At 53.4% G+C, this 24,990-nt stretch carries 29 protein-coding genes, 1 pseudogene and 1 other annotated feature; of the genes and pseudogenes, 12 read left to right on the top strand and 18 right to left on the bottom strand.

The window, feature by feature from the left end:
• The 6 genes from pheS to thrS form a co-directional block, all read right to left on the bottom strand.
• Complete coding sequence (gene pheS / locus INF58_RS05270) at nt 1-984, bottom strand: phenylalanine--tRNA ligase subunit alpha (RefSeq protein ID WP_193527163.1); 984 nt, start codon at nt 982-984, stop codon at nt 1-3.
• 62 nt (nt 985-1,046) lie between these two features.
• Nucleotides 1,047-1,171 (bottom strand) — a sequence feature (Phe leader region).
• On the bottom strand, nt 1,122-1,166 hold the full coding sequence (gene pheM, locus INF58_RS05265) for a pheST operon leader peptide PheM (protein WP_001386830.1): 45 nt from the start codon (nt 1,164-1,166) through the stop codon (nt 1,122-1,124). It overlaps the preceding feature by 45 nt.
• A 117-nt stretch (nt 1,172-1,288) precedes the next feature.
• Nucleotides 1,289-1,645, bottom strand: a complete 357-nt coding sequence (gene rplT, locus INF58_RS05260) for a 50S ribosomal protein L20 (protein WP_000124850.1) — start codon at nt 1,643-1,645, stop codon at nt 1,289-1,291.
• A 50-nt stretch (nt 1,646-1,695) separates the two neighbouring features.
• Entirely contained in the window at nt 1,696-1,893 is a 198-nt protein-coding gene (gene rpmI / locus INF58_RS05255) for a 50S ribosomal protein L35 (RefSeq protein ID WP_001124225.1), read from the bottom strand.
• Between the two features lie 97 nt (nt 1,894-1,990).
• Nucleotides 1,991-2,533 (bottom strand): translation initiation factor IF-3, encoded by a 543-nt coding sequence (infC, locus tag INF58_RS05250; RefSeq protein ID WP_059287945.1) that lies wholly within the window; start codon nt 2,531-2,533, stop codon nt 1,991-1,993.
• A 3-nt stretch (nt 2,534-2,536) separates the two neighbouring features.
• Nucleotides 2,537-4,465 (bottom strand): threonine--tRNA ligase, encoded by a 1,929-nt coding sequence (gene thrS / locus INF58_RS05245; RefSeq protein ID WP_063448978.1) that lies wholly within the window; start codon nt 4,463-4,465, stop codon nt 2,537-2,539.
• Between the two features lie 322 nt (nt 4,466-4,787).
• Here thrS and yncL point away from each other — a divergent pair, with 322 nt between their 5' ends.
• Both yncL and yniD read left to right on the top strand, forming a co-directional pair.
• Nucleotides 4,788-4,880 (top strand): stress response membrane protein YncL, encoded by a 93-nt coding sequence (gene yncL / locus INF58_RS05240; RefSeq protein WP_074160885.1) that lies wholly within the window; start codon nt 4,788-4,790, stop codon nt 4,878-4,880.
• A gap of 98 nt (nt 4,881-4,978) precedes the next feature.
• Nucleotides 4,979-5,086, top strand: coding sequence for a small membrane protein YniD (gene yniD, locus INF58_RS05235; RefSeq protein ID WP_003857815.1), 108 nt, complete (start codon nt 4,979-4,981; stop codon nt 5,084-5,086).
• 178 nt (nt 5,087-5,264) lie between these two features.
• Here yniD and INF58_RS05230 read toward each other — a convergent pair whose 3' ends face one another.
• A complete protein-coding gene (locus INF58_RS05230) occupies nt 5,265-5,498 on the bottom strand; it encodes a hypothetical protein (protein ID WP_063448979.1) in 234 nt (77 codons plus the stop codon).
• Between the two features lie 263 nt (nt 5,499-5,761).
• Nucleotides 5,762-6,520, bottom strand: a complete 759-nt coding sequence (locus INF58_RS05225; protein WP_193527162.1) for a YdiY family protein — start codon at nt 6,518-6,520, stop codon at nt 5,762-5,764.
• A gap of 296 nt (nt 6,521-6,816) precedes the next feature.
• On the opposite strand from INF58_RS05225, the gene pfkB reads away from it, so the two are divergent.
• The 3 genes from pfkB to INF58_RS05210 all read left to right on the top strand — a co-directional run bounded on the left by pfkB (nt 6,817) and on the right by INF58_RS05210 (nt 9,097).
• Nucleotides 6,817-7,749, top strand: coding sequence for a 6-phosphofructokinase II (gene pfkB / locus INF58_RS05220; RefSeq protein ID WP_193527266.1), 933 nt, complete (start codon nt 6,817-6,819; stop codon nt 7,747-7,749).
• A 91-nt stretch (nt 7,750-7,840) separates the two neighbouring features.
• On the top strand, nt 7,841-8,131 hold the full coding sequence (gene ghoS / locus INF58_RS05215) for a type V toxin-antitoxin system endoribonuclease antitoxin GhoS (protein ID WP_003857822.1): 291 nt from the start codon (nt 7,841-7,843) through the stop codon (nt 8,129-8,131).
• A gap of 105 nt (nt 8,132-8,236) precedes the next feature.
• Nucleotides 8,237-9,097: a fructosamine kinase family protein gene (locus INF58_RS05210; RefSeq protein ID WP_063448983.1), complete on the top strand. Its 861-nt coding sequence runs from the start codon at nt 8,237-8,239 to the stop codon at nt 9,095-9,097.
• 33 nt (nt 9,098-9,130) lie between these two features.
• Here INF58_RS05210 and INF58_RS05205 read toward each other — a convergent pair whose 3' ends face one another.
• Nucleotides 9,131-9,667, bottom strand: a complete 537-nt coding sequence (locus INF58_RS05205) for a YniB family protein (protein WP_063866463.1) — start codon at nt 9,665-9,667, stop codon at nt 9,131-9,133.
• Nucleotides 9,668-9,808: 141 nt separating this feature from the next.
• Here INF58_RS05205 and hxpB point away from each other — a divergent pair, with 141 nt between their 5' ends.
• From hxpB to INF58_RS05185, 4 genes are all read left to right on the top strand, one after another.
• A complete protein-coding gene (hxpB, locus tag INF58_RS05200) occupies nt 9,809-10,480 on the top strand; it encodes a hexitol phosphatase HxpB (protein WP_107535171.1) in 672 nt (223 codons plus the stop codon).
• 129 nt (nt 10,481-10,609) lie between these two features.
• The gene (gene kduD, locus INF58_RS05195) at nt 10,610-11,371 is read left to right on the top strand and encodes a 2-dehydro-3-deoxy-D-gluconate 5-dehydrogenase KduD (protein WP_193527161.1); all 762 of its coding nucleotides are present in this window, start codon (nt 10,610-10,612) and stop codon (nt 11,369-11,371) included.
• Nucleotides 11,372-11,466: 95 nt separating this feature from the next.
• Entirely contained in the window at nt 11,467-12,057 is a 591-nt protein-coding gene (locus tag INF58_RS05190; protein ID WP_015570742.1) for a metal-dependent hydrolase, read from the top strand.
• 127 nt (nt 12,058-12,184) lie between these two features.
• On the top strand, nt 12,185-13,576 hold the full coding sequence (locus INF58_RS05185) for an L-cystine transporter (RefSeq protein ID WP_193527160.1): 1,392 nt from the start codon (nt 12,185-12,187) through the stop codon (nt 13,574-13,576).
• A gap of 48 nt (nt 13,577-13,624) precedes the next feature.
• On the opposite strand, the gene cedA is transcribed toward INF58_RS05185, so the two are convergent.
• Complete coding sequence (gene cedA, locus INF58_RS05180) at nt 13,625-13,864, bottom strand: cell division activator CedA (protein ID WP_063448988.1); 240 nt, start codon at nt 13,862-13,864, stop codon at nt 13,625-13,627.
• Between the two features lie 201 nt (nt 13,865-14,065).
• Between cedA and katE the strand changes: the two genes are divergently transcribed.
• Complete coding sequence (katE, locus tag INF58_RS05175; protein WP_063866458.1) at nt 14,066-16,315, top strand: catalase HPII; 2,250 nt, start codon at nt 14,066-14,068, stop codon at nt 16,313-16,315.
• Nucleotides 16,316-16,406: 91 nt separating this feature from the next.
• Here the strand turns inward: katE and chbG are convergent, their stop codons facing one another.
• The 7 genes and pseudogenes from chbG to osmE form a co-directional block, all read right to left on the bottom strand.
• A complete protein-coding gene (gene chbG / locus INF58_RS05170; protein WP_193527159.1) occupies nt 16,407-17,147 on the bottom strand; it encodes a chitin disaccharide deacetylase in 741 nt (246 codons plus the stop codon).
• A gap of 11 nt (nt 17,148-17,158) precedes the next feature.
• Nucleotides 17,159-18,514 carry a 6-phospho-beta-glucosidase gene (locus INF58_RS05165; RefSeq protein WP_193527158.1) on the bottom strand — a complete coding sequence of 452 codons (1,356 nt, stop codon included), beginning with the start codon at nt 18,512-18,514 and terminating at the stop codon, nt 17,159-17,161.
• Nucleotides 18,515-18,623: 109 nt separating this feature from the next.
• A pseudogene (gene chbR, locus INF58_RS05160) lies at nt 18,624-19,460 on the bottom strand (transcriptional regulator ChbR); the annotation flags it as partial.
• A gap of 11 nt (nt 19,461-19,471) precedes the next feature.
• Nucleotides 19,472-19,819 carry a PTS N,N'-diacetylchitobiose transporter subunit IIA gene (chbA, locus tag INF58_RS05155; RefSeq protein WP_193527157.1) on the bottom strand — a complete coding sequence of 116 codons (348 nt, stop codon included), beginning with the start codon at nt 19,817-19,819 and terminating at the stop codon, nt 19,472-19,474.
• A gap of 46 nt (nt 19,820-19,865) precedes the next feature.
• A complete protein-coding gene (gene chbC, locus INF58_RS05150; protein ID WP_017384664.1) occupies nt 19,866-21,224 on the bottom strand; it encodes a PTS N,N'-diacetylchitobiose transporter subunit IIC in 1,359 nt (452 codons plus the stop codon).
• 80 nt (nt 21,225-21,304) lie between these two features.
• Nucleotides 21,305-21,628, bottom strand: coding sequence for a PTS N,N'-diacetylchitobiose transporter subunit IIB (gene chbB, locus INF58_RS05145; RefSeq protein ID WP_258004020.1), 324 nt, complete (start codon nt 21,626-21,628; stop codon nt 21,305-21,307).
• A 274-nt stretch (nt 21,629-21,902) separates the two neighbouring features.
• A complete protein-coding gene (gene osmE / locus INF58_RS05140) occupies nt 21,903-22,247 on the bottom strand; it encodes an osmotically-inducible lipoprotein OsmE (RefSeq protein ID WP_003857836.1) in 345 nt (114 codons plus the stop codon).
• 231 nt (nt 22,248-22,478) lie between these two features.
• Here osmE and nadE point away from each other — a divergent pair, with 231 nt between their 5' ends.
• Both nadE and cho read left to right on the top strand, forming a co-directional pair.
• Entirely contained in the window at nt 22,479-23,306 is an 828-nt protein-coding gene (gene nadE, locus INF58_RS05135; RefSeq protein ID WP_063448995.1) for an ammonia-dependent NAD(+) synthetase, read from the top strand.
• A 147-nt stretch (nt 23,307-23,453) separates the two neighbouring features.
• Entirely contained in the window at nt 23,454-24,332 is an 879-nt protein-coding gene (gene cho, locus INF58_RS05130) for an excinuclease Cho (RefSeq protein WP_197711252.1), read from the top strand.
• On the opposite strand, the gene ves is transcribed toward cho, so the two are convergent.
• A complete protein-coding gene (gene ves / locus INF58_RS05125) occupies nt 24,310-24,867 on the bottom strand; it encodes an environmental stress-induced protein Ves (RefSeq protein WP_107535166.1) in 558 nt (185 codons plus the stop codon). The two genes, cho and ves, sit on opposite strands and share 23 nt — an antisense overlap.
• Between the last annotated feature and the right edge of the window lie 123 nt (nt 24,868-24,990).

The following is a 24,990-nucleotide window of genomic DNA, read 5'->3' as shown; positions in this document are numbered from 1 at the left end:
TTATTTAAACTGTTTGAGGAAACGCAGATCGTTTTCGAAGAACGCACGTAAATCGGTTACGCCGTAGCGCAGCATGGTCAGACGCTCCATGCCCATACCGAACGCAAAGCCGGAATACACTTCCGGATCGATACCCACGTTGCGCAGCACGTTTGGATGCACCATGCCGCAGCCCAGCACTTCCAGCCATTTGCCGTTTTTACCCATCACGTCCACTTCCGCAGACGGTTCGGTGAACGGGAAGTAGGACGGACGGAAGCGAACCTGCAAATCTTCCTCAAAGAAGTTGTTCAGGAAATCGTGCAGCGTGCCTTTCAGGTTGGTAAAGCTGATGTTTTTATCAACAATCAGGCCTTCCATCTGGTGGAACATTGGGGTGTGCGTCTGATCGTAGTCGTTACGGTATACGCGGCCCGGCGCGATGATGCGGATAGGCGGTTCCTGTTCCTTCATGGTGCGGATCTGAACGCCGGAGGTCTGGGTACGCAGCAGACGGGTGGCGTCGAACCAGAAAGTGTCGTGGTCAGCGCGTGCCGGATGATGGCCAGGAATGTTCAGGGCGTCGAAGTTGTGGTAATCATCTTCGATTTCCGGGCCAGTCGCCACGGTAAAGCCGAGCTCACCGAAGAAACTTTCAATACGATCGATGGTGCGGGTCACCGGATGCAGGCCGCCGTTTTCAGTACGACGCCCCGGCAGAGAAACGTCGATGGTTTCTGCTGCCAGACGCGCATTCAGTACGGCACTTTCCAGCTCGGCTTTACGGGCGTTCAGCGCCTGCTGCACCTGCTCTTTGGCTTCGTTAATCACTGCACCTGCTGCCGGGCGTTCCTCTGCTGGCAGTTCACGCAGGGTAGTCATCTGAAGGGTCAAATGCCCTTTCTTGCCCAGATATTCGACGCGGACATTGTCTAACGCGGCAACATCTGAGGCCTGGTTAATGGCGGCCGTTGCACTGGCAACCAGCTCTGCGAGATGTGACATGGTTTTCCTCATTATGTCGGTGCAGACACCGAATTGTTGGACGTATTCTCTCAAATTCAGGCACAAAAAAAGCCTCCATCGGGAGGCTTATCTGGCGCTGTTTTTCGTTTCATCTTTCACGCGCTAGCCTCCTGATGTCAGGTGCTAAAGTAAAAGAAGAAGCGGAAAATAGCAGCATTCATGCTTGCGTTACCTTGTAGGGTAAAAACCGTTAAGACCTTATTGAAAAGCCTGCACGGATAAATGTCAATCTTCTGATGGTGTTGAATGAAAAGAGGAGGCAAAGCCTCCTCTTTCAACTGGCTTATGCCAGTGCTGCTTTCGCTTTTTCGACCAGAGCGGTGAACGCTACTTTGTCGAATACTGCGATGTCAGCCAGGATCTTACGGTCGATTTCAACAGAGGCTTTTTTCAGGCCGTTGATGAATTTGCTGTAAGAAATACCGTTCTGACGTGCTGCTGCGTTGATACGCGCAATCCACAGTTGACGGAACTGACGCTTACGCTGACGACGGTCACGGTAAGCGTACTGACCTGCTTTGATAACAGCCTGGAAGGCAACGCGGTATACGCGTGAACGCGCACCGTAGTAGCCTTTAGCTTGTTTCAAAATTTTCTTGTGACGTGCACGTGCAATTACACCACGTTTTACGCGAGCCATGTGTGCTCTCCTGTATCTATTCTAAGTTAAAAAAGTTAAACGTTAACGACTTATGCGTACGGCAGGCACGCGATGACCAGGCCCAGATCGCCTTTAGAAACCATGGCTTTTGGACGCAGGTGACGTTTACGCTTGGTAGCTTTCTTAGTCAGAATGTGACGCAGGTTAGCGTGCTTGTGCTTAAAACCACCTTTACCGGTTTTTTTGAAGCGCTTAGCAGCACCGCGTACGGTCTTAATTTTTGGCATTTTAATAACTTCCACTTCGCATTGTTAAATAAACGAAACATAGGCGAACAAAACCTATGGGGCCCGAAGGCTCCACAGATTCTGCTGCTTGAAGGCCTTACTGTTTCTTCTTAGGAGCGAGCACCATGATCATCTGGCGGCCTTCGATCTTCGTAGGGAAGGATTCGACTACTGCCAGTTCACTCAGATCTTCACGGACGCGGTTAAGCACTTCCATACCAATCTGTTGGTGGGCCATCTCACGACCGCGGAAACGCAGCGTGATTTTGGCCTTATCGCCATCTTCCAGAAAGCGAATCAGGCTGCGGAGTTTTACCTGATAATCGCCATCGTCGGTACCAGGACGGAATTTAATTTCCTTAACCTGGATAACTTTTTGCTTCTTCTTCTGTTCCTTAGAAGACTTACTCTTTTCATAAAGGAACTTGCCGTAGTCCATGATACGACAAACTGGCGGTTCGGCGTTAGGGCTGATTTCAACTAAATCTACTCCAGCTTCTTCAGCCTTTTCGATCGCTTCTCTCAGACTCACAATCCCCAGCTGCTCGCCTTCCAGACCTGTTAAGCGAACTTCCTGGGCGCGAATCTCGCCATTGATACGATTCGGACGTGCCGTTTGAACTCGTTTTCCGCCTTTAATACCTTATTCCTCCAGTTGTTGAAGACTGCGGCTGCGAATCTCTTGTTGCAGCTTCTCAATCACTTCACTTACGTCCAGGCTCCCCAGGTCTTTACCACGGCGGGTGCGAACGGCAACTTTGCCTGCTTCCACCTCTTTATCACCACAGACCAACATATACGGGACACGACGTAAAGTGTGCTCGCGGATTTTAAAGCCAATCTTCTCATTTCTCAAGTCTGCTTTTACGCGAATGCCCGCATTTTGTAGTTTCTGCGTCAATTCTTTAACGTAATCCGCCTGAGAATCGGTAATGTTCATCACTACCACCTGCACTGGCGCAAGCCAGGTTGGGAAGAAGCCCGCGAACTCTTCGGTCAGGATGCCGATGAAGCGCTCCAGTGAACCGAGAATAGCACGGTGAATCATGACCGGCACCTGACGCTCGTTGTCTTCGCCAACATAAGAGGCGCTTAAACGCTGCGGCAGGGAGAAGTCCAGCTGTACCGTTCCGCACTGCCATGCGCGATCGAGGCAGTCATACAGGGTAAATTCAATTTTCGGACCGTAGAATGCGCCCTCGCCCAGCTGGTATTCGAATGGAATCCCATTCTCTTCCAGCGCCACGGCGAGATCCGCTTCTGCGCGATCCCATGTCTCATCGCTGCCGATACGTTTTTCCGGACGCGTTGAGAGTTTGACCACGATCTTCTCGAAGCCAAAGGTGCTGTACATATCGTAGACCATACGAATACAGGCGTTAACTTCATCACGTACCTGATCTTCAGTACAGAAGATATGCGCATCATCCTGAGTAAAGCCACGAACGCGCATCAGACCGTGCAGCGCACCTGATGGTTCGTTACGGTGGCAGCTACCGAACTCGGCCATACGCAGCGGCAGATCGCGGTAGGATTTCAGACCCTGGTTAAAGATCTGAACGTGGCCCGGGCAGTTCATTGGCTTGATGCAGTATTCACGGTTCTCAGACGAGGTGGTGAACATCGCATCTTTATAGTTGTCCCAGTGGCCGGTTTTTTCCCACAGCACACGGTCCATCATGAACGGGCCTTTCACTTCCTGATACTGGTACTCTTTCAGCTTGGAGCGTACGAACGTTTCCAGTTCACGGAAGATAGTCCAGCCGTCGTTATGCCAGAACACCATCCCCGGCGCTTCTTCCTGCATATGATACAGGTCAAGCTGCTTACCGATTTTACGGTGGTCACGTTTAGCCGCCTCTTCCAGGCGTTGCAGGTACGCGTTCAGGGCTTTTTTATCGGCCCACGCGGTACCATAGATGCGCTGCAACATCTTGTTGTTGCTGTCGCCACGCCAGTAGGCGCCTGCGATTTTCATCAGTTTAAAGTGATGACAGAAGCGCATATTCGGCACGTGCGGTCCACGGCACATGTCGACGTATTCTTCGTGATGGTACAAGCCAGGCTTGTCATCATGCGAAATGTTTTCGTCAAGAATCGAGACTTTATAGCTCTCGCCGCGCTTCACGAAGGTTTCACGCGCTTCGTGCCAGCTGACTTTCTTCTTGATGACGTCATAGTTAGTTTCGGCGAGCTCGTGCATACGTTTTTCGAGCGCGTCGATATCTTCCTGGGTCAGGGTGTGGTCAAGGTCAACGTCGTAGTAGAAACCGTTGTCGATAACCGGGCCGATCGCCATTTTGGTGTTTGGCCACAGCTGCTTGATAGCATGACCTAACAGGTGCGCGCAGGAGTGACGAATGATCTCCAGACCTTCTTCGTCTTTCGCGGTGATGATTGAGAGCGTCGCATCGTTTTCAATAACATCAGACGCATCTACCAGCTCACCGTTTACGCGGCCTGCAATGGTTGCTTTTGCGAGTCCAGGACCGATGTCCAGGGCTACATCCATTGGGCTTACAGCGTGGTCGAAATGGCGTTGGCTGCCATCAGGAAGAGTAATTACAGGCATTTTATATCCTTATTTGCAGTGATGCCCCACACATAAGAGCATATACAAAGAAAATAATCGTGATTAAACAGTAGATTAGGAACCATCTGACCAACAATCGTCAAATTGGTTCGTCATCCTCTGCCAGCCGAAATCAGACAAAGGCGAATATACGGCAAGCAGCCTAATGGTAACACTATTGAAAGGGCGAATGCATCCTCTGCGACCGTTTTGAACCGCTCATCCTTTTGTATGCGTTCATGAACTTTTGCTGACGGAGGCTCGCAATCCAAAAGTGCTGAGCTATTCTTGATCTGGTCCTTAAACATCGAAGGGGTATCACGTGAACGTATCCAGCAGAACCGTTGTGATATTGAATCTACTTTCCGCGGCTGGCCTGGTTTTGATTCTGGCCAACAGATTCCAGTGGTTTTGAGCCGAACCGGTGTTCTGGCATAACCTGTTGTCCCGGGTAAAGCGCTTTCTGGCGCAGACTTTGGTACACTAAGGGTATCAACTGACAAGGATTAGGTTATGCCAACAAAAAGATTTGCCGTTAAGCACTGGAAAATGGTCGTGGTATTAATTGCTATTTGCGGCGCGATGTTGCTGCTGCGCTGGGCTGCAATGATTTGGGGTTAATGTATTGTCAGAAAGGGAAGTCATTTGTGCTGAGGTCAGCGTAAACGTGCCGTTAATTTATTGAATAATCTTTAACTCTCTTTACGCCACCGGATTGTGAAAAACCGGTACATCATTATCCGGTTTTCGACAGGTTGTCATAGCGTTTATATTCCATCACAACGTGGCAGTTAATTTATCAGGACCACTCACCCGCTACCAGCTTATGCACATCAAACGCATCGTTCATTGACTGGCCGGTAGACTGGGAGCCAGGGGCAATGTTAGAGCCCGCTTCAACATCAGAGGCGTTGGTGATTCCGATTTGGCTGTTAGCGTCACTGGCAGGTTGCGTCATATTATCAGCAGCAAAGACGCCAAATGAAAGTGCGGAAAGCACCATCGCTGCTGTAGCAGTTTTGATTGTTTTCATAATTTTATTCTCATACTAAATTAATGCAGAAAAAGCCTGAGGCGATTTTTTGCCTGTGGCGTAAGTGTAGATCTGGATCACACTTTTTCCTAGTCAAAATATTTATCAATTCGTGTCAAATAAACTGAATAAGCCGTGCACGCCTAATTATGGAGAAATGATGAAGAGGATGCATTCTGTTATTTTTAAAACGCCATTTAATATAATTAAGCACAGTTTCAAAAAATAAAAAACGGGCCGAGAAGAATCTCAGCCCGACGGAATTACATTTTATAACCTAAAGAAATCGTGGTTCTGCGATCGGTATGTTCCGGCGCAGAATCAGGGGGGGATGAGTTCCAGGTTACGTTGTAGGCTACCTTGAGTCCAAAGTGTTCGTTGATGGCCACGTTCAACGCGCTTTCAGAGTTCAGGGTGGTATCTTCTGCACCAAACACCGACACGCCCTGGGTGAATTTAGCGTTGTCGGTCATCTGCCATGCGTAGGTGCCCGATGCATAACCCAGCGGCTGGGTTTCATCTTCGCCGTTGGTGTACTCGTCGTAACGCATACCCGGACCGAATTCAAAACGGAGGCTGTGCACCGGCCCATTCAGGAACTGACGCCCATAACCCGCCGTCACGACATCGCGCTGGCGATAGCCGTTGAAGCGGTCAGTCAGCCAGCTTGCCTGCCCGAACAGGTAGTCATAATCGGTCATGTTGTAACGGCTACGTCCGCCTACCGCATATTTCTCCGAGGAGCGTTCATCGTTAGCAGACGTGTTGCTGGCATTTCCCCACAGCGACCAGGCCGTGGTATTGCCGTACCAGGTCAGGGTGCTGTCTGCGGTCAGGGAGGAGCTTTTCGTGTTACCGGATTGCGCCAGATACCCGGCATTCAGGTTACCTTCAAAGGGTTTTTTGGCAGTGGAGGGGTCGTCCATGACAGTAAAAACGGTATCATCGGCGGTTGCGTTCAGTGACGCAAATACGCCACCCGCCAGCATCAGTGCTGCGGGTACTGTCTTCAAAAGCTTCATTATATTTAAGGAGTCCGTACAACATAAAAAGAGACCGTCACGGTCTCGGAAACTTTCTTGCGGATCAATGACAAGGCGACCATAGAAAGGTAACAAATTATAAAAAGCCGCAAATAACATAGCAATAATTTCTTCTTTCATTTTTTGAATAAGAACGATCCCAAAACGCGTTTTATTTTATATGTCCTGCGCAGGTTATTTGTCAGCATTCATTTTTAAAATCATACTGTTATTTACGTTGCCTTCCTGCCAAACGGTGCCAGGCTTAAAAGAACCCATGCTAAAAGGAGGTCATGATGACTTCGATTTACACGCTGACGCTCTCCCCTTCCCTCGACTCCGCGACCATGACGCCGCAAATTTACCCGGAAGGTAAGCTACGCTGTAGCGCGCCGGTATTCGAACCCGGCGGCGGTGGTATTAACGTGGCGCGCGCCATTACCCATCTCGGCGGAAAAGCAACCGCCATCTTCCCTGCTGGCGGCGCCACGGGCGAACATCTGGTTGCGTTGCTGGCAGATGAACAGGTTGCGGTAGACACGGTAGACGCCAGAGACTGGACCCGGCAGAACCTGCACGTTCATGTTGAATCGAGCGGCGAACAGTATCGTTTTGTGATGCCGGGGGCAAAGCTGAGCGATGATGAGTTTCGTCAACTGGAAGAGAAAGTGCTGACCATTGAAAGCGGCTCATTGCTGGTCATCAGCGGTAGCCTGCCGCCGGGCATTGAAACAGAAAAGCTGACGGCGCTGGTTCAGGCGGTGCTCCAGCGCGGCATCCGCTGCATTGTTGATAGCTCAGGCGAAGCCCTGAAGGCGGCGTTAGAACCCGGGCAACTTGAACTCGTGAAACCTAACCAGAAAGAGCTGAGTGCGCTTGTCAATCGCGAGCTCAACCAGCCCGATGACGTGCGTACTGCCGCAGAAGAGCTGGTACGTACGGGCAAAGCGCATCGCGTGGTGGTCTCTCTCGGTCCTCAGGGTGCGCTGGCTGTCGACAAGACGGGCTGTGTGCAGGTCGTTCCACCACCGATGAAAAGCCAGAGCACCGTAGGTGCAGGTGACAGTATGGTTGGCGCGATGGTGCTGAAGCTGGCGCAGGGCGCTTCGCTTCTGGAGATGGCACGCTATGGCGTCGCGGCAGGGAGTGCGGCCACCATCAATCAGGGAACGCGGCTGTGCTCGCTTGTGGATACCCAAAAAATTGTCGATTACCTGGCGAAAAGCTAAACCTTCTTCCCCCTCCTGTGGAGGGGGAAGTCGCTAAATAGCGCTTATCAACTATGCTAAGAAAACTTTCAGGATAACAACGAGGTGCATTATGAGCAGTGGTGATATCACCCGCTACGTCGTAACCGTCAATATTCATGAGGCGTCGCTGACCGAGCTGAATGAACTTAACAACGCTTTCACGCGGGCAAATTTTCTGCTCACGCTGACCGACGACGAAGGCAATATCCACGACCTCGGCTCGCTGGCTTTTGGCCTGATTAGCCCGCTCAGTCAGGAAGAGGTCAAGGCGCTGGCCAGCAGCCTGGTGGAAAGCGTGACTGACAAAGCGACAGAAATTGACGTGGATAGCTGGGAAAACTGGCACAAAAAAGAACAATAAGTGCCCTGTATAAAATTAAACCGCTCAGTTGTGCGTTAGTTCCTGTTTTTTTATTGCCGTTTTGCGCTAACTTTATGATCTGGCAGACAACATGGGAGAGACATCATGTGGCAGGCTATCAGTCATCTTTTAAGTGAGCAGCTGGGTGAAGGTGAAATTGAACTGCGTAACGAACTGCCAGGCGGAGAGATCCATGCCGCATGGCATTTACGCTACGCCGGGCGCGATCTTTTCGTGAAATGTGATGAACGCGAATTGCTTCCCATTTTTACTGCCGAAGCCGATCAGCTTGAGCTGTTATCGCGCAGTAAAACCGTCACCGTTCCGCAGGTTTTAGCCGTCGGCAGCGATCGCGACTACAGCTTTCTGGTGATGAACTATCTCCCCGCGCGCCCTCTGGATGCCCACAACGCCTTTATCCTTGGTCAACAGATTGCCCGCCTGCATCAGTGGAGCGATCAGCCTCAGTTCGGGCTCGATTTTGATAACGACCTCTCCACCACGCCGCAGCCAAACGCGTGGCAGCGTCGCTGGTCGACATTTTTCGCCGAGCAGCGAATCGGCTGGCAGCTGGAGCTGGCCGCTGAAAAGGGGCTGGCGTTCGGCAACATCGATGCGATTGTTGAACACGTCCAGCAGCGCCTGGCCTCGCATCAGCCTCAGGCTTCACTGTTGCACGGGGATTTATGGTCGGATAACTGTGCGCTTGGGCCTGATGGACCTTATATATTTGACCCGGCCTGCTACTGGGGCGACAGAGAGTGCGATCTCGCGATGCTGCCGCTGCACCCTGAACAGCCGCCACAAATTTATGATGGCTACCAGTCGGTCTCGCCTCTGCCACCTGACTTTCTCGAACGCCAGCCGGTGTATCAGCTATACACCCTGCTCAACCGGGCCATCCTGTTTGGCGGAAATCATCTGGTTAATGCCCAGCGTGCGCTGGACCGCATTCTGGCGGCATAACGTAAGGGGGGCGCAACACGCCCCCTTCAGCATTTACAGGAAGCCGAGCAGCGTAAAGAAGAAATACCCGGCCACAATGATAATGACCGGCAGAACGTAGAGCGGGAAAAACTGCACAAAGATGGTATGGCGCGGAACGACAATGCGCGATTCGATCTGCTCGCGGGTCATTCCCTCAGGACCTTTGGCCTTCTCAAGGATCATCTGGTCTTCAACCCCTTCACGTAAAAAGCGGGTCTGGCGACTCATGCGTGCGCCGGAGGCCTGCAACGCCATTGCGATAAAGATCAGCGCATAGATTATCCAGAAGCCAACGTTAAGCTGGTGGTGAAAATCCGGCGTGGGCGAGTTAAACCAGAACACGTTCAGGAACGGGGTATTAAACCGCATCATCTCAATCATTACGTGGGCAAAATCAAGCATGACGGCATTGATGCCCGGCTGTTTTTCGCTGTGATCGTACATAAATTTGAGTACGGAAATCAGCGTTGAAATCAGGGCGGGAATGAAAATAACCCAACCAGCAATACGTTTTAAGATCGCAATGCGTCCAGCTTGTTGATACGTCATCAGTTCCTCTTAATAAAGACGCGTTATTTGTGCCTAAGTCTACCTGCTGTCGGTCATTTTCGCCCGATCTTTGGATGCGATATGCTAAATTGCTTGTGCTTAGCACCGTTCGTCTTACCTCTAAGATAAGGAGAAGTTGTAATGTCGACACCGCGCCAGATACTTGCCGCTATTTTTGACATGGATGGATTGCTGATTGATTCCGAACCCCTGTGGGATAGGGCTGAACTGGACGTGATGGCCAGCCTCGGCGTCGATATCAGTCGTCGTAACGAACTCCCCGATACCCTGGGGCTGCGTATCGATATGGTGGTCGATCTTTGGTATGCCCACCAGCCATGGGTTGGACCGGATCGCGACGAAGTCACGGCGCGCATTATCAACCGCGCTATCTCCCTGGTTGAAGAATATAAGCCACTGTTACCGGGCGTCCATGACGCTATCGCCCTGTGTAAGGCGCAAGGACTGAAAGTGGGGCTGGCCTCCGCCTCACCTCTGCATATGCTGGAAAAAGTGCTGACGATGTTTGGGCTGCGCGACAGCTTCGACGCGCTGGCCTCGGCCGAAAAGCTGCCTTACAGCAAGCCGCACCCGCAGGTGTATATGGACTGCGCCGCGAAACTGGGGCTGGATCCGCTCACCTGCGTGGCGCTGGAAGATTCCGTTAACGGCATGATAGCGTCCAAAGCCGCGCGTATGCGCTCCATCGTTGTGCCTGCTGAAGAAGGCCGACACGATCCTCGTTTTGCCCTCGCGGATGTCAGGCTGACGTCTCTTGAAGAACTGACTGTCCGCCATCTGCGCGGAGAGTGACCCTCTTTTCAGGCAGCTTCGGCTGCCTGCATCACAAAATTAAAACATCGTTTTACTTTATTTGCTTTTCTCATTCCAGGCTCCTATCCTTACGTGCAGAATGACAATAACCTGACTTATGAGGCGCGTATGATACTGGATGCTTTTACTCTGGCAGGAAAAGTGGCGATGGTGACCGGGTGCGATACCGGCCTGGGTCAGGGCATGGCCATTGCCCTCGCCGAGGCAGGTTGCGATATCGTGGGTGTTAACCGCAAGGTTCCTGACGAAACGGCAGCGTGCGTTACGGCGCTGGGACGACGCTTTATCGCAATCCGCGCCGATCTCGGCAAGCATGAGAACATTCAGAGCGTCGTGGACACCGCTGTTAAAGAGATGGGACGCATCGATATTCTGGTTAACAATGCCGGCACCATTCGTCGGTGCGATGCGCTGGAATTCAGCGAAAAAGACTGGGACGAAGTCATCGACCTGAACCTGAAATCGGTCTTTTTCCTCTCGCAGGCGGTGGCCAAACGGTTTATCGATCAGGGTCAGGGCGGAAAAATCATTAACATTGCCTCCATGCTCTCCTTTCAGGGCGGCATTCGTGTGCCCTCTTATACGGCCTCGAAAAGCGGCGTCCTCGGGCTCACCCGCCTGCTGGCAAACGAATGGGCGCCGCTGGGCATTAACGTGAACGCTATCGCGCCGGGTTATATGGCGACAAATAACACCCAACAGCTTCGCGATGATGAGCAACGCAGCCAGGCGATCCTCGAGCGTATTCCGGCGGGACGCTGGGGACTACCGGAGGATTTACAGGGGCCGGTGGTGTTTCTGGCCTCAGGAGCCTCTGATTACGTCAACGGCCATACCCTCGCCGTAGACGGCGGCTGGCTGGCGCGCTAACTGCGCATTTGTGATAAAGAGTTACACCGTCACCTCTTTCGCACACTGTATAAAAACCCTATACTGTATGAATTGACAGTTTACCGGGTTTTATCATGACGGCGGAAGGCCACCTGCTTTTTTCACTTGCCTGTGCAGTGTTTGCTAAAAACGCTGAACTGACCCCTGTGCTGGCACAGGGGGACTGGTGGCATATTGTCCCTTCTGCCGTACTGACCTGCCTGTTGCCGGACATCGACCATCCCAAATCCTTCCTCGGTCAACGGCTGAAGTGGATTTCAAAACCCATCGCCAGAGCCTTTGGTCATCGCGGGTTCACCCACAGCCTGCTGGCCGTGTTTGGCCTGTTAACCCTCTTTTATCTGAAGGTTCCTGAGAGCTGGATAGTCCCGGCGGATGCCATTCAGGGCATGGTGCTCGGTTACTTGAGCCATATCCTGGCGGATATGCTGACGCCTGCGGGCGTTCCGCTGCTCTGGCCCTGCCGCTGGCGTTTCCGCCTGCCGATCCTCGTGCCGCAAAAAGGCAACCAGCTGGAGCGCGTGCTGTGCATGGCGCTGTTTGCGTATGCCGTCTGGATGCCGCAGACGTTGCCCGAAAATGGTGCAGTGCGCTGGTCGTCGCAGATGATCAACTCGCTGCAATTTCAGTTCAATCGTTTTATTAATCACCAGATTGAACATTAAACCGACAATATAATCACTTTTGTCATAAACCATTCCATATGGATATAAGCGCTACATCACTCTTCTGATAACCTTGCGCCAACAGGTTCGGTAAAAACCGACCGAATAATAAATCAGGAGAACGGGGATGAATTTTCCACTCATCGCGAACATTGTTGTGTTCGTCGTATTGCTATTGCTTCTCGCCCAGGCTCGCCACAAACAGTGGAGCCTGGCGAAAAAGGTGCTGGTCGGTCTGGTGATAGGCGTGGTGTTTGGCCTGGCCTTACACGCTATTTACGGCTCCGACAGCCCGGTACTGAAAGATTCTATTCAGTGGTTCAACATTGTCGGTAACGGCTATGTACAGCTGCTGCAAATGATCGTCATGCCGCTGGTATTCGCTTCTATCCTGAGCGCCGTGGCCCGTCTGCATAATGCGTCTCAGCTGGGTAAAATCAGTTTCCTGACCATTGGTACCCTGCTCTTCACCACACTGATTGCGGCGCTGGTGGGTGTGCTGGTGACCAATCTGTTTGGCCTGACCGCTGAAGGTCTGGTGCAGGGCAGCGCTGAAACCGCGCGTCTGACGGCTATTCAGACCAACTACGTGGGTAAAGTGGCCGATCTGACCGTTCCGCAAATGGTGCTCTCCTTCATTCCGAAGAACCCGTTTGCTGACCTGACCGGTGCAAGCCCAACCTCCATTATCAGCGTGGTGATCTTCGCGGCGTTCCTGGGCGTGGCGGCGCTGAAGCTGCTGAAGGACGATGCGCCAAAAGGCGAGCGCGTGCTGACTGCCATTGATACCCTGCAAAGCTGGGTGATGAAGCTGGTGCGTCTGGTCATGCAGCTGACGCCTTACGGTGTCCTGGCGCTGATGACCAAAGTCGTTGCTGGTTCTAACCTGCAAGACATCATCAAGCTTGGCAGCTTTGTGATTGCCTCGTACCTGGGTCTGGGCATCATGTTTGTTGTGCACGGCATTCTGCTGGCGGTGAACGGCGTTGGCCCGCTGAAATATTTCCGCAAAGTCTGGCCGGTGCTGACCTTCGCCTTCACCAGCCGTTCCAGCGCGGCATCTATTCCGCTGAACGTCGAAGCACAGACCCGTCGTCTGGGCGTACCGGAGTCTATCGCCAGCTTCTCGGCCTCCTTTGGCGCCACTATCGGCCAGAACGGCTGTGCGGGCCTCTACCCGGCGATGCTGGCCGTGATGGTAGCTCCAACCGTCGGCATTAACCCGCTGGATCCGGTCTGGATTGCGACGCTGGTCGGTATCGTGACCATTAGCTCCGCCGGTGTTGCAGGCGTGGGCGGCGGCGCGACCTTCGCTGCGCTGATTGTTCTGCCTGCGCTGGGCCTGCCGGTGACGCTGGTCGCCCTGCTGATCTCTGTTGAACCGCTGATCGACATGGGTCGTACCGCGCTGAACGTGAGTGGCTCAATGACCGCTGGTACCCTGACCAGCCAGTGGCTGAAGCAGACCGACAAAACGATTCTCGACAGTGAAGAAGATGCCGAACTGGCCCATCGTTAATCACTGCCGAAATAAAAAAACCGCCTGAGGGCGGTTTTTTTATGGCTGTTATTCTTCAACCTCTTCATCCTGGCGCATCTGCATCGCCCATCGCTGCGCCGATTCCGGCACCGTAAACGCAGGGGAGCGACGGAAGTGCTCGCCAATCAGCACGAAGGCAACGTATTTACCCCGCAGCATCCAGACATCGCGAAAACCATCCACCTTCAGGGCATGGTCTGGCGGCGCGGGCTCAACGCGGGGTACATAGCTAATAACCTGGCGGTTTTGTTGACGAAGAGGTTTCATAAGCGACGGATTCACTAAAGCAAATTCTTAAAGCAGGAAATTTCTATCATAGCCGATTCTCCCCCCGCCCGTCGCGCCTGACGTAAGGCAGAGGGCTCCTTTCGCTAATCAATATCTGAAAACGCTTAGTTCGCCTGCTAATTCTTAACATTGTTCTATCCTTAATAGGGTTTTTAGGAATGAACAAAGGAGAAGCGTGCAATGTCGAACAATGATAAACCACATCAGTCACCCATTCATGGCACTGAAGAATCTCAACCGGGAATGGACTCACTTGCCCCCGCCGACGGCTCACACAAACCTTCACCGGGTCCTTCCGCACCGGGTGAACAGCCTACCGCCCCGGGCAGCATGAAAGCCCCGGAAACGGAAAACGAAAAGCTGAAATCGCTCGATCCTCACCGCAAGGGCGGTGAAGGCCATGCGCTGACCACGAACCAGGGCGTTCGCATTGCCGATGACCAGAACTCCCTGCGCGCCGGAACGCGCGGTCCGACGCTGCTGGAAGATTTCATCCTGCGCGAAAAAATCACCCATTTCGACCATGAGCGTATTCCTGAGCGCATCGTCCACGCTCGCGGCTCCGCGGCGCACGGTTATTTCCAGCCGTACAAGAGCCTGACGGAGATCACGAAAGCGGATTTCCTTTCCGACCCGAACAAAATCACACCGGTGTTTGTGCGCTTCTCTACCGTACAGGGCGGCGCTGGCTCGGCTGACACGGTGCGTGATATCCGCGGCTTCGCCACTAAATTCTATACCGAAGAGGGTATTTTCGACCTGGTCGGTAACAACACCCCGGTGTTCTTCATTCAGGATGCGCATAAGTTTCCTGACTTTGTCCATGCGGTAAAACCGGAGCCACACTGGGCCATACCGCAGGGACAAAGTGCGCACGATACTTTCTGGGACTACGTCTCCCTGCAACCGGAAACGCTGCACAACGTGATGTGGGCGATGTCTGACCGGGGGATCCCGCGCAGCTATCGCACCATGGAAGGGTTTGGTATTCACACCTTCCGTCTTATTAACGCCGAAGGCAAAGCAACGTTTGTGCGCTTCCACTGGAAACCGGTCGCGGGGAAAGCGTCGCTGGTGTGGGATGAAGCGCAGAAGCTCACCGGACGCGATCCGGACTTCCACCGTCGTGAACTGTGGGAATCCATTGAAGCCGGAGATTTCCCGGAATACGAGCTGGGGTTACAGCTGATCCCGGAAGAGGACGAGTTTAAATACGACTTCGACCTGCTCGACCCAACCAAGCTAATTCCTGAAGAGCTGGTGCCGGTTCAGCTGGTGGGCAAAATGGTGCTTAACCGCAACCCGGATAACTTCTTCGCGGAGAATGAGCAGGCTGCGTTCCACCCGGGCCATATTGTGCCGGGGCTGGATTTCACCAACGATCCGCTGCTTCAGGGCCGTCTGTTCTCTTATACCGATACGCAGATCAGTCGTCTCGGCGGACCAAACTTCCACGAAATTCCGATCAACCGTCCTACCTGCCCTTACCATAACTTCCAGCGTGACGGGATGCATCGTCAGGATATCGACACCAACCCGGCGAACTACGAGCCGAACTCCATTAACGATAACTGGCCGCGCGAAACGCCGCCGGGACCAAAACGTGGCGGATTCGAGTCGTATCAGGAGCGCGTGGACGGAACAAAAATTCGCGAACGCAGCCCGTCCTTCGGCGAGTATTACGCCCACCCTCGCCTGTTCTGGAACAGCCAGACCCCGATCGAACAGCAGCACATTATCGGCGGCTTCAGCTTTGAGCTGAGTAAAGTGGTGCGCACCTACATTCGCGAGCGCGTGGTTGACCATCTGGCACATATCGATATCCAGCTTGCGCAGGGCGTGGCGAATAACCTCGGCATTACGCTCACCGACGAGCAATGCCATGCCGCGCCGCCAAAAGACGTGAACGGGCTGAAGAAAGATCCGTCCCTGAGCCTGTACGCGGTACCTGGCGGATCGATTAAAGGCCGCGTGGTGGCTATCCTGCTGAACGATAAACCGCGCGCCAGCGACGTGCTGGGGATCATGCGGGCGCTCAAAACCCAGGGCGTACATGCCAAACTGCTTTACTCGCGCATGGGTGAAGTGACGGCTGACGATGGCTCCGTCCTGCCGATTGCCGCGACCTTCGCCGGGGCACCGTCGCTGACGGTTGACGCGGTGATTATGCCGTGCGGCGACGTTGAGAGTCTGCTCGGCAACGGTGATGCCGCCTATTATCTGCTGGAAGCCTATAAGCACCTGAAGCCAATCGCCCTGGCAGGCGATGCGCGGAAGTTTAAATCTCTGCTGAAGGTACCGGATCAAGGGGAAGAAGGCATTGTCGAAGGTGATAACGTTGACGATGCGTTTATGACCCGGCTGTTTGACCTGCTCGCCGCGCACCGCGTGTGGTCGCGCAGCAGCAAAACCGACCAGATACCGGCGTAAAAAAAAAAGCCGGGTGGCGCTGCGCTTACCCGGCCTACATTTCGATTGCTTTTGTAGGCCCGGTAAGGCGAAGCCGCCACCGGGCTTTATCTCAAAGATCCCTGAACGTCCCCAGACGATACCCGCGCTCGGCAATCGCATACTTCAGCGACGCCGACGTCAGCACGTCCAGCTCCGCCAGACGCGGCCAGCAGTAGGCGCTCTTACGCACGGTGTTATCGATAAAGGCGGGATGCGCCATGATCTCCAGCGACCGCACGGCGGAATCATCCAGCACCTTAAGGAACAGCGCTTCGCTGATCTTGTCGCCGTAAAATGCGCTGCTGAACCCCTCCGTTGACGTCACCACGACGTCCGGTAATTCGCGCACCTCCCGATCCAGGCGCATCGCCACGCCTTTACGTTGGGCAAACTCTGCCACAAGCGGGAAAATCGCCGGGATCATATGCACATGATGGTGACTATCAATATGGGTGGGCTCACGGCCAAACACATCCACAAAGCGGTTAAACTGGCAATCCAGCTCGCGGGCAATCTCATCGAGCGGCAGAGCGTCCTGCTCCGCCATTTCCCAAATCCATTTACCCAGCTGCCCGTCGCGCGTCAGCCCCGGCATCGGTGAAAGGGGCTGCCCAAGCGTCAGCACAAAGTGCAAGCCGATGCCCAGTTCGGGCACCTCACGGCTTAGCTGCGCCGCATGTTCCACCGCCTCACCGTTGATGAGCGCAGTAGTAGAGGTCACGACGCCCCGGCGACAGGCTTCGATAATGCCGTAGTTCTGCCCTTTTGACAGGCCAAAATCATCGGCATTGACGATCAGCAGGTTTTCCATCGCATCTCCTCTTAACGGTGTGTGAGCTTCAGTTTCTCAACCGTTGCAGCAAAGTTTGGTAGCCATTTTTCATGCGCCAGGATCATCTCGCTCGCGAGTTTTTCAGCATCACGGTCAGAATGCACCAGCGGGCTGAGGTTCAGCGCCAGCAGCACGTCATTCAGCTCGCCGCTCAGGGCCGCATTGCTCGCCGCGACTTCAAAGCCCTTGATGGTGTGAATAAGGCCCATCACTTTATCGTCGAAATGGGTAATGCGGGGATGCGGTTTTGCGCCGTCGCGTCCAAGGATGCAGGTCATCTCAACGGCCCAGTCTGCCGGGATGTTGTCGATGTGCCCATGATGCGGAACGTTCACATAGTGCTCGGCCTGCTTGTCATTGTAAATGGCGTTGATCACTTCACACGCGGCATCCGAATAGTATGCCCCGCCGCGCTGCTCCAGCTCTTTCGGCTTCACGTTCAGGTTCGGATCTTTATACAAATCAAACAGCTGCTTCTCTACTTTCTGCACAACCTGAGCACGCGCGCCGCCTTTGTAGTATTCGCCCATTTCAATCGCCAGCATCTCTTTCTGCTTGAAGTAGTAAAGCAGATACGAGCACGGCAACAGGTTCAGGGAGCGGATCAGCCCTTCGCTGAACGGCAGGTCGAAGATGTTTTTCACCGAGGCCGTGGTCAGGCGGCCAGAGGCGACGCCATCGAGCAGTTCTGCAAAGCGCGATTGCCCGTTCACGATCACATCTTTGATAAAGACCATGTGGTTCAGGCCGAACAGGTCAATGGACAGTTCGTCGTTATCGTTCAGCGCCAGCACATCGCGGATGAACATTTTCATGCCAATCGGAATATTGCAAACGCCGATAAAGCGTTTGAAACCGGTGTGGCGATAAACCGCCTCGGTGACCATTCCAGCCGGGTTGGTAAAGTTAATCACCCACGCGTTCGGGCAGATCTCCTCCACGTCTTTGATGATGTCAAAAATAACCGGAATGGTACGCAGACCTTTAAACAGGCCGCCTGCCCCGTTGGTTTCCTGCCCCAGATAACCGTGGCTCAGCGGAATACGCTCATCCAGCTCACGTGCTTTTAGCTGGCCGACGCGCAGCTGCGTGGTCACGAAGTCAGCATCTTTCAGCGCCAGGCGGCGATCCAGCGTTTTATGCACGGTTAAGGGCACGCCTGCCTTTTCAACCATGCGTTGGCACAGCTCAAAAATAATATTCAGCTTCTCCTGACCTTCTTCAACATCCACCAGCCATAATTCGCTGACCGGTAATTCATGATAACGTTTCAGGAAACCTTCTAGTAATTCCGGGGTATAGCTGCTGCCGCCACCAATGGTTACGACTTTTAATTTCTTTTGCATAATTTCTCCCTTAGCGTATCAGGTTAATCGCCTGCAAGGTATAGCGTACTCTTCCCGCTATTTGGGCAAGCCATTACGTCAATATTCCTGGCGGATAAACCGCCGAAGGTTAATTAATTACCGTTAAATTTTTGCGGTAACTGTTCGGGGTAAATGAAGTCAGTTTCTTAAAGGTTTTAATAAACAGGCTGGGGCTGCTGTAACCGGATTCGTATGCGATATCGGTGACAGAGTAGTTCGTTATTTCCAGCTGCTTTTTGGCAAAATTAATGCGGATTTCATTAATAATTTGCACAGGCGTTTTACGGTAATAGCGCTGCGTGGCGCGCGTTAAATATTCCTGCGATTTACCCGACAGCGCCACCATGTTTTCCAGCGCGTTATCGCTGAACTGCCCTTTGTCGTGCATCAGCTCCACGGTACTGCGCAGCCACTGGGGAATATCATCCACCACCTGCTGTTCTTCACGGTGATGGCGAAGGCGATTCATCACGTAGAACGTCACGGTTTCAATAAATTCATCAAATTCATTGTCGCGGAAATTCAGCGAGGCAATAACCGTTTCAATCCAGGTCATAAACTCATTTTTGACGCGATACACCTGTGACGCCACAAAGCAGAACGGGACCAGCGGCAGATAGTGCTTCTCGAAGAAACGCCTGCTCACCCCTACGTTCAGAATGCGCGTCGCACCAAACTCATAAAAGCTCTGGTGATAAGATCCCATCGGCAAAAAGACGAAATCACCGCGCTCAAGCAGGACGCGCTTACCGTTGATCTCCTGATAATAGCGGCCGGTCAGAACAATCGTGAACTCGTAGTAGTCGTGCTGGTGCAGACCGCTGGCGCTCTCCGTCTTGTTGTATATCACCACGTGAAAATTCTTGCCGTTAAACAGCTGCTGCTCATGTGCGGTTTTGATTTCCATCGTGCTGACCTCCTGCTGCCTGAACTGTCTTACTGCATCTTCTCGTGAAGCTCAATGAGCTCCGCTACCAGCTCGCGCGCCAGCATGGAGGTCATCAGGTGATCCTGCGCATGTACCAGCACCAGGCTCACCTTCATCTTCCCTTCACCCTGGTCGCTTTCGATGAGCTTCGTCTGTACCAGATGCGCTTCGTTTAACGCCGTGCGGGACTGCTCCATCATGGTTTTCGCGGCAACGAAATCGCCCTGCTTAGCCTGCTTAAGCGCCGCATACGCAAGACTGCGCGCCTGCCCGGAGTTGATGATGAGACCCATCACCACCTCTTCCAGATCGTTCTCTACGGTTTCTTCTGCGACGATACTGTCTAAATCTAACATCTTCAGCTCCTTTACGCTGGCGCGGGTTGCCCCGCGCCGTGTAATTTTAGAATTTCAGTGCGAGGGCGATATCCTCTTCGCTCTCTTCTTCATCGATCACCGTTGCGGCTTTGTTCGCTATCGCCACGAACGGCATGTAGAGCAGGGTTGCAATCCCGAGGTTGAATATCGCCAGCAGGAAGGCGGCCACGCTACCGTTGGTGTTGAAGAACGCGCCCAGACCGGCCGGCATCGTCCACGGTGCAATGTTGGTCACCGGCGGGATAATGCCCAGGTAGTACGCCGTCAGCGTAATCGCGGCCAGCAGCGGCTGAACCAGGATGAAAGGAATGAACATCACCGGGTTCATGATAATCGGCAGACCAAACAGGATCGGCTCGTTAATCTGGAAGATGCCTGACGGCAGGGCCAGCTTCGCAACCTGACGATGGTCAGCGCGGCGAGAGACAATAAAGACCGCGATGATCAGACCCAGCGTCGCCCCGGTACCGCCCAGGAAGATATAGGAGTCCAGCATCGGCTTCGCCCACACATGGAAGGTTTTACCGGCCGCCAGCGCCGCATCGACGGAGCCGTACTGCTGGTAAAGCGCGACGTTTTCCAGTGCCCACGGGGTCATAATACCGCTGTCCAGCGCCGCCAGTGCCAGTGAACCATGCACGCCGAAGAACCACAGCAGGGAGGTAAAGATGACGTACGCCCAACCGACCACGCTACCCATCGACGCCAGCGGCGTTGAGATAGAGTCCATAATGATCTGGTGGAAGTTAGTCCCCCAGTGAGAGAGCGCCCAGGCAATAATCCCCATGATGGAGAGAATAATAAAGCCCGGAATCAACGCGGAAAATGAACGAGAAACGGAGGCCGGAACGCTATCCGGCAAGCGGATAACCCAGTTGCGGCGAATAATAAAGGTGAACATTTCGGCCACCACCAGCCCGATAATAATACCGGAAATGATGTTTGCCCCACCCAGCCAGTTGGCGCCTACGGCGTAAGCGTCGCCCACGCTGTACGGCGTGACGGTCATAAACGCGGCTATAGACAGTAAGCCCGCCGCCAGCGGATCCACTTTACGCTCTTCCGCCAGCGCCATACCGATAAAGAAAGGCGCCATTAGCGACATAATACCCAACGTACCGTTGTATACGTTGCCGCCAATGGCTTTTAAACCATTAAGGGTTTCAATAGTGGAAGCATCTAACCTAATTCCTAATGAATAAAAAAAGGAACCTTCACCAAAGCTCAGAAAAACGTTGTTAATTAAAACGAACATTGCCCCGGCTAACGTCAACGGCATTAATTTAATAAAGCCGTTTTTAATGGCATTAACGTGAGGCTGCTTTCCTATTTTAACAGCAAAAGGAAGGAGTACCTTTTCAAGTGAAGCGATGACTTTACTCATAGGAAAATACCCTTAAATGCCGCAACAACCGTTACGGCGTATTGTGTGTGAAATAACTCTTTGACGGGAAAAATAAAAAATTAATTAGCAGCTTTTTTAATCGCCGCAACAGCAGCTTTTAATACACCTAAACCATCAATCTTGCCGTACAGACCGGAGTCGATCACTTCGACCGGCTTATTAGGAAGTAGACGTTGAATTTCGGGCAACATATAAGCGATTTGCGGCCCCAGTAAAATAACGTCTGCCGCCTGGCCCTTTTCGCCCGCCAGCGTTTCCGGAAACGCTTCAATCACCACAGGGACTTCATATTTTTCGGCCTGCGCGCGCATTTTAGAAACCAGCAGCGAAGTTGACATGCCCGCAGAGCAGAACAGGTAGATATGTTTCTTTTCCATGATAATTTCCCTCTTATTGGTCTGTCCGCCGTCGCGCTATCACTCGACTCGCTATCCTGGCTGACGGGCAGTGTGCTGAACATTGTTTGTTGTTGAAGTGAGTATACGCAATGGTACAGGGAGGGGATAATTCTGGACAGACTAAAATTGTCTCTCATTGACCTGGCTTGTTGACTACCTTCACATTTCAGGCAAATAATTCGCGACAAGAAATAAGATTTACGTATGCATAAAAAAACCGGCCTTCAGGCCGGTTTCAATCGCTAGCGGGCAAGTACGCTTACTGTGCCTTAGGTGCCTGCGGGTCGGTGTCGTATTCAGCACAGGTCTGGTAACCAGAATTGATCACGTGACCCGTATCATCCAGGGCGACAAAGTAGGTCTCTGCCTTACCATCGCGTTGACCCAGAATATAGGTCTGGCAGGTACCACGCGCGTGGATCATGGTGACCTCAGAAGAAGGTTTACCGGCAATGGCCGCAACCTGGGAACGCGTCATCCCTTTTTTGACGTCTTTAACCACTGGCTGTGTGAACTGATCTTTAGTGCGATCGTAAGCTGTACACCCTGCCAGCATAGTCAGTACCGCCGCTGCGCTTAAAATTCCTGCTACGTTCTTGTTCATATTCCGTCCTCTTGTTTATCAGCGTGTTAACTAAGCATGGGATAAAAATTACTATTGTTCAACTTTGCGAGTTACGCCAGACGAATTTCGGAAAATTCTAATAAAACAACGATAAGCTGCGAAATCGCTGTAAAACAGTACACTCAAAACTGTGATCCTTGTCGTTTTCCCGACAAAGGGTTAGTTTTAACAGATCGTACATTCTGTTTGGTTCTGCATAGGGAGGGCGTAATGGCTCTGCAACAAGAAATTATCCAGGCGCTGGGCGCGAAACCTGCGATTGATGCCAATGAAGAGATCCGTCGTAGCGTTGATTTTTTGAAAGCTTACCTGTCTGCACACCCTTTCCTGAAGACGCTGGTGCTGGGTATCAGCGGCGGTCAGGACTCCACGCTGGCCGGTAAGCTGAGCCAGATGGCCATCTCCGAGCTGCGTGACGAGACCGGTGACGCCGCGCTGCAATTTATTGCCGTACGTCTGCCGTATGGCGTGCAGGCCGACGAGCAGGATTGTCAGGATGCTATCGCCTTTATCCAGCCGGACCGCGTGCTTACCGTGAACATCAAAGGATCGGTGCTGGCAAGCGAGCAGGCCCTGCGTGAAGCCGGCATTGAACTGAGCGATTTTGTTCGCGGCAACGAGAAAGCCCGCGAGCGCATGAAGGCCCAGTACAGTATCGCAGGCATGACCAAAGGGGTGGTCGTCGGCACGGACCATGCCGCGGAAGCCATTACCGGCTTCTTCACCAAATACGGCGATGGCGGCACGGACATCAACCCGCTCTTCCGCCTGAACAAGCGTCAGGGCAAGCAGCTGCTGGCGGCGCTGGGCTGCCCGGAACACCTTTATAAGAAGGCACCAACGGCAGACCTCGAGGACGATCGTCCTTCCCTGCCGGATGAAGCGGCGCTGGGCGTGAGCTATGACAACATCGATGATTATCTCGAAGGCAAAACGCTCGACGAAGGGACTGCAAAAATTATCGAAGGCTGGTATCTGAAAACCGAGCACAAGCGCCGTCCGCCAATCACGGTGTTTGACGACTTCTGGAAGAAATAGCCAACATGTTTGCTCAGCGGCGCTTCGCTTGCTGGGCTTACGGTTCCGCGCTGTTGCAGGCCGGGTGAGGCGTAGCCGCCACCCGGCTCTTTTTTAACCACCAAACACCTGCTACACTGTATACCTGAACAGTATATGGAGCAGTATGTGAGCAGGCGTCAATCCGCCCCGCGTCTTGAGTTTGAAGCGGCGGCTATCTACGAATATCCCGAGCATCTTCGCCCCTGGCTTGAGGCATTGCCTAAACAGCCTGGCGTCTATTTCTTTCACGGCGACAGCGACACCATGCCGCTCTATATCGGCAAAAGCGTGAATATCCGCAGCCGGGTGATGTCGCACCTGCGTACGCCAGACGAGGCGTCGATGCTCAGGCAGTCCCGGCGGATCACCTGGATCGAGACGGCAGGCGAACTGGGTGCCCTTCTGCTCGAAGCCAGGCTCATCAAGGAACAGCAGCCGCTGTTTAACAAACGCCTGCGCCGCAACCGCCAGCTGTGTTCCTTGCAGGTCAACGCGGGAAAACCGCAGGTGGTGTATGCCCGTGAAGTGGATTTTTCACATGAACCGAATCTTTACGGCCTGTTTGCCAACAAACGTGCCGCACTGCAAACCCTGCAATCCCTGGCTGATGAATTACAGCTTTGCTACGGCCTGCTGGGGCTGGAAGCCACCACCCGCGGCCGCGCCTGTTTCCGTTCCGCGCTGAAACGCTGCGCCGGGGCGTGCTGTGGAAGAGAGAGCGTTGAAGACCATCACGCCCGGTTTATGGCGGGCCTGGCCTCGATCAGCGTTAACTGCTGGCCGTGGGAAGGCGCGGTGGCGTTGAAAGAAACCCGCGAGGATATGACGCATTATCACATCATTCGCAACTGGCTCTGGCTTGGCGCCGTCGATAGCCTGGATGACGCCACCGCCCTGCTACGCACCCCCGCCGGGTTCGATCAGGACGGTTATAAAATTCTCTGTAAGCCGCTGTTAACCGGTAAATATGAGATCATCGCGCTCACTGACCCGGCAGCCAGGTAATTTCACTGAACAGCAGCGCCCCTTTCGTTTCCAGTAATCGGAGGGTATGGGTGCCCGCTTCCCAGCTGGCGCCCTGATCGGCGGTCAGTAACTTGTCGCCCAGTTGCCAGGCCCCGCTTAACACGAACGCCACCCCACCGCGTGACGCAAAGGTGGTGAACGTTCGGGTAGCAACGCGCACCTTTGCCTGGCAGTGCTCCCGTCGGGTCATAATGTTGAAATCCATCGACATCTGCCCCTCCGTGAGCACCGCTTTTACCGTCAGATCGCCCGCAAAGCCGTAAGGTTGATGGTGCTTCAGGGTATGGCAAAACGCCCTGCCCGCATCCAGCGTCACCTCGCCGCCTTCCAGCAGCGTTATCACCCGGTCAACGCCCGGAAAAGCGGAAAATTCGCCGTTACTGGCGATGGAGGCGATGCTGGCCCGCCAGGAAAAATCCCGCGTCGCGGGAGGGAAACAGCAAATCTCACGCGTCTCACCCGCGCCGTTACGCCAGAGACTGACGGGCATTTTACGGATATCAAAGAATTCCATTACCACTCCTGAAGGACGCACCGTGCGCCAGGGCATTTCACAGACGTATTATCGGCAGCGGTAAGGCCAGACCTTAGGCATGGGGCAAAAGAAAAACCGCCGGTCCTGTCCACAGCGTTTTCG

Source organism: Enterobacter cloacae complex sp. P24RS (assembly GCF_014982165.1).
Classification (GTDB): domain Bacteria; phylum Pseudomonadota; class Gammaproteobacteria; order Enterobacterales; family Enterobacteriaceae; genus Enterobacter; species Enterobacter quasihormaechei.
The sequence above is the reverse complement of the archived record's forward strand: the minus strand, read 5'-3'. Positions and strand labels throughout refer to the sequence as shown.